We start from the raw sequence: 4,755 nt of genomic DNA on the forward strand, positions 1-4,755 counted from the left end.
TTACTATGACTTTCTTATTTTAAATATGTACAAATTAAACAAAATTATTAAAGCTTATGCACATATTTGTACATCATTGTTTACCGTATTGCTTAATCAATTGATTCATTAATTCTGTCGCAGTTTCATCTTCAGTCGCTTTAAATAACTCATCTGGTCTTAAGTTAGGATCTTTGTCGTTATGATCTTTTGGCGCAAAACCTGAAGACAATGTCACTTGTTGACTCGGTTTAAATTGATATTCATAAACTTTCCCGTCATCTGCGAATAAGTATTTTGTGATGGGTTGATTTAAGTCAGCCACATTACGATAACCTTCTATATTAGATAAATCTTTCGCTTTTTCATCAAATCCTGTTACACCCTGGTTAGAGTGATAGAATACTACACCTACTAGATTATGACGTTCGAATGCTTTAGGGCCTGGTTCATTTTGATTACTGACTTGCAGCTCACCTTTAGGTGTCATCGCATACCAATCCCCTGTTGAGATTTCGCCCGCTCCAAAATAACGATTAGAAGCTGCTAAACCTTGTTGTTTGGCACGTTTATCTGCCCACTTCATCACTTCTTGTTTTAACTTTGCTTGATCTTGACTGGATAATTTTTCTTTGTTTATTTTAATATCTTTAGAACTTGAGGCTGGTTGATCTTGTTGTGTTTGTGCATTAGCATCACTTGTCTTTTTCTCTTGTTGACCGCTGCATCCTGTTAACAATAAGCTCAAACTTGCGACTGCTGTAGTGTATGTTAAAAATTTCTTCATTTTGTTGCCTCCTATGTATAAAGGTATAGGACTCGTATGATTTACGAGTCCCTACCTAAGTCAAATGACTTAATTAAAGCTATAAACAGTTATTATTTTTTGTCAGTTTTTGAAATACCGAATTGGTCGATTAACTTAACTGTTCTTTGTTCGCCTTTACTGATGTCACCGTTTAATTGATAGATTTTCACAATCAATTTGTCACCTTTTACTTCATAAACTGAGAAGTTTTGAGCTGAAGAGTCACGGTTATCTTCGTGGCTATCGTTAAATGCGTCTGTTTTTTGAGGTTGTTCACCTACTGCGAATAAGTTGTTGTATTCTTGACGTTGTGCTTCAGTTAACCAGCTCAATTTCGGACGGATTTTCTTGATATGTTCTAATGGTTTGCTGTAGATATCATCATAAGCTTTTGTACCACCAGTGTTTGGTAACACATAAACAGAACCTTTTGGATTGTCATAGTATGTTACGCCGTCTTCACCTTTAACTTGTTTCGCATCTTCAATTTTAGCGTTTACGAAGCTGTTTTTTGTTGACGTATGTTGTAACATTTTAGTTCTAGCTAGTACGTGGTCATGTCCTTGTAAAACTAAATCTACATCTAAATCATCAATTTCTTTTGTTAATTCTTCACGTAATTTCTTAATATCTTCATCTTCTAAAGCATGGTAAGACTTAGAATACATTGGTTTATGCAAGTTTAAGATAACCCATTTCGAGCCGTTTTCACGGGCTTTTTTGATATCTTGTTTAATCCATTCCATTTGTTTTTTACCAATGGCTTTACCTTCTGGATTGTCTTCACCTTTTTTGTTGTCATTTGTATTTGCGACAACCATGTGTGCACCATTGTAATCGAATGAGTAGTATGAACCACCATTAACTGCGTTATTCGCTTTAGGTACGTTTACGTGACGGTTGAAACGATCTAATAACTTTTTGTTCTTTTCATCGAATGCATATTCATCATGGTTACCTGCAGCGGCCGCAACTGGTAAAGACATGAATGATGGACGAGATTGGTCATAAATGTCGTTCCACTCATCTTCAACTTGTGAGTTCTCTACAAAGTCACCTGTATGCAATGCGAAGTTTGGATCGCCTGCTGTTTTAATTGCTTCAGCGATAGTGTTCGCACCGAATTTTGCTTCGTTACGTACGTGTTCGTTCCAATAAGCATTTTGTGTATCTGTATATTGTACGAATTTGAATGGATCACCTGCGTTACCAGATGTTCTGAATGTACCGACTTGGCTTTGTTTGCCTTTTTTACTACCCACTTTATAGTAATAAGTTGTATTTGGTTTTAAACCTGTAGCTTGTGCTTTGTAGTTATATTCTTTCACATTCATTAAAGATGCTTTGCCGTGTTGGTCACCGCTTGTCCATTCTGGACCGCCTGCACCTTTATCTGTGTAGTAACCTTTAATTTTTGGTTTGCCGTTTTCATCTTTGACTGGCTCGCCATTATCATCTTTCTCCACATCAGCGAAAATGAAGTGGCCTGAATGATCTCTTTCTATGTATTGAGAGTCCACTTGTTCTGCTTTAGCTGTGAATGTTTTCGCATCTTTCATATTCTTTGAAGTTGAGACCCAAACTTGTGGTGCTTCAGCTTTATCTGTTGTGAACCAGTTGAAGCCCATCTCTGTTTTAGTATCACCATTAAAGTTCGTCATAATACGATTCGGACTGTTTTTCTTTTTAACAGGTGCTACTTTTGGTTTCTTATTTAATAATTTAATACCTTGTTGTTGTTGATGTGCTTGTTGCGCTTGCGGTGCTGCTTGTGGCGCTGGTTGGCCGCTGGCATCTGCTTGTGATACCCCTGTTGATAATAAAAGCATTAAACTTGCCATACTTCCTGCTACAATCTTAGTCATCTTGATATTCTTCAATGCGCTACCTCCAAAATAGGTTGAAATTTAAAGGAAGTCCCAAAATTAAAAGACACCGTGACATCTGTCTTCAATAGTCCCTTACTTCCTCTCAACACAAATTGTAGCAAGCAATCTTTAAGCTATTATTAAGTTGGTGTTTGGTTTGTAAATTCTATTTAAACAAAAGTATAAACAATAACTAAAACAACTATACATGGGTATACTGTATGTGATTTTTATAATGAAACATATCATTATACACTGATTCATATCTAGTTGCAGACACTAGAAAAACAAAAATAAAAAGCACCCGTTTTAACTACGAGTGCCTCTAACTATGAATTAATAGTTGTGAACTTGGCCATTTTTAATTGTTGTTTTTACATGCATGTCTTGATCTAACAAGACTAAATCTGCATCTTTGCCTTCTTTAATGCTGCCTTTATGGTCATCTATACCTAACGCAATGGCTTGGTTTAAACTTGTTACACGCCACATTTCTTCAAGTGGTGCACCAGTGAATGTAAGCATATTGCGTAAGCCGTCATTCATTTTTAAGATACTGCCTGCTAAAGCACCTGATTCTAATCGTGCTTCTGAGCCTTTGACAATAACGTTTTGTCCGCCTAAATCATACTCGCCATCTGACATACCTTTTGCGCGCATTGCATCTGTGATTAAGTAGAATCGTTTGTTGCCTTTCATTGTATAAGCAATTTTAACTGATGCTGGATGTGAATGAATACCGTCTGCGATTAATTCTGTATGAATACCGTCATTGGTCCATGCTGCACCAAATTGTCCAGGTGCACGATGTTCAAATGGTGTTCCCGCATTATAAAGATGTGTGACATGTTTTGCGCCATGTTCTACTGCTTCATTTACTTCATCAAATGTCGCAACAGTATGTCCCATAGAAAAGATAATTTTATCTGATAATTTTTCTAAAACTTCTTTTGCCCCTTCTACTTCTGGTGCGAAAGTAATTACTTTAATTTTACCGTCAGCTTTCTCTTGGAAATGTTCAATCGCGTCTACTGAAGGGCGTTGAACATATTTAGGGTTTTGAGCACCTACTTTATGTTCTGAAATAAACGGCCCTTCTAAGTGTACCCCTGCAATTTCAGCCGCATTTTCTTTATCTTGAACTGCTTTATATTCCACGATATTTTCTAAAGCACGATCAATATTTTCCACTGATTGTGTCATTGTTGTCGCAAGGAAAGATGTAGTACCTTCAGAAAGTAACGATTCAGCTAAATGCTTCAATCCGTCAAATGAAGCATCCATCGCATCTTGTCCGTACCCACCATGAATATGAATATCAATAAACCCCGGTAAAACATATTGTCCTTGTGCATCTACTACTTCTAGATCTCCTCGATAATCACCTTGACCAATTTCTGAAATTTTACCATCAGAAATTTTCACATAACCTTTATCTAAGACCCCAGTTTCTGTATAAACTTTACCATTTGTCACTACATATTCAGTCATTTTCTAACCTTCTTTATTCATAATATATACCATTGGTATTTTAACACATAACAGCGTCCCAAACTTGAAAATTAATTTCATAACTAAACATTAAAAAAGGCAGAAGCCTGTCAGACTTCTGCCGTATCACTCAATGTTTTTGTCTTACACTCATGATGTTGACTGCTTTCTAAATCTTTAATTTTTAAAGTGCTAATTAATGAACGATATAAAAATTGAACAACGATACAATGACTCCAATTATAGTACAAGATATTGTAATGGTAGTTATCATTTCTTTTTTCCATGTGCAAAACTTGTTTTCTAATCTAGATTCAAATTTCTCATCTAATTTATTTATCGCTTGTTTAACTTCACTAAAATTTTGATTCGTTTCATTATTCATCTCTTTTAATTGTTTGTCTACTTTTTCAAATCTGTCGTTCACTTGTTCAAAACGCTTATCTACCTGTTCAAAACGTTTATCTACTTGATCAATACGTTTATCTACTTGGTCAAAGCGTTGATTTACCTGTTCGAAGCGTTGATTTACTCCATTAAATCTTTCTTTTACATTTTCGGATTCTATTTTAATATTTTCTTGTATGTTACTTAAATGTTGGGTTGTTC

Annotated in this window: 3 protein-coding genes and 1 pseudogene; all 4 read right to left on the reverse strand. The window is 35.6% G+C overall.

The window, feature by feature from the left end; translation table 11 throughout:
• Positions 1 to 73: 73 nt before the first annotated feature.
• Positions 74 to 766, reverse strand: coding sequence for a hypothetical protein (locus BU038_RS11850; RefSeq protein ID WP_107606191.1), 693 nt, complete (start codon positions 764 to 766; stop codon positions 74 to 76).
• 92 nt (positions 767 to 858) lie between these two features.
• Entirely contained in the window at positions 859 to 2,667 is a 1,809-nt protein-coding gene (locus tag BU038_RS11855; protein WP_428843604.1) for a metallophosphoesterase, read from the reverse strand.
• A gap of 324 nt (positions 2,668 to 2,991) precedes the next feature.
• Positions 2,992 to 4,146 (reverse strand): N-acetylglucosamine-6-phosphate deacetylase, encoded by a 1,155-nt coding sequence (nagA, locus tag BU038_RS11860; protein ID WP_107606192.1) that lies wholly within the window; start codon positions 4,144 to 4,146, stop codon positions 2,992 to 2,994.
• 196 nt (positions 4,147 to 4,342) lie between these two features.
• Positions 4,343 to 4,755: pseudogene (locus BU038_RS12445) on the reverse strand (hypothetical protein); the annotation flags it as partial.

Source organism: Staphylococcus simulans, assembly GCF_003043455.1.
GTDB lineage: Bacteria > Bacillota > Bacilli > Staphylococcales > Staphylococcaceae > Staphylococcus > Staphylococcus simulans_A.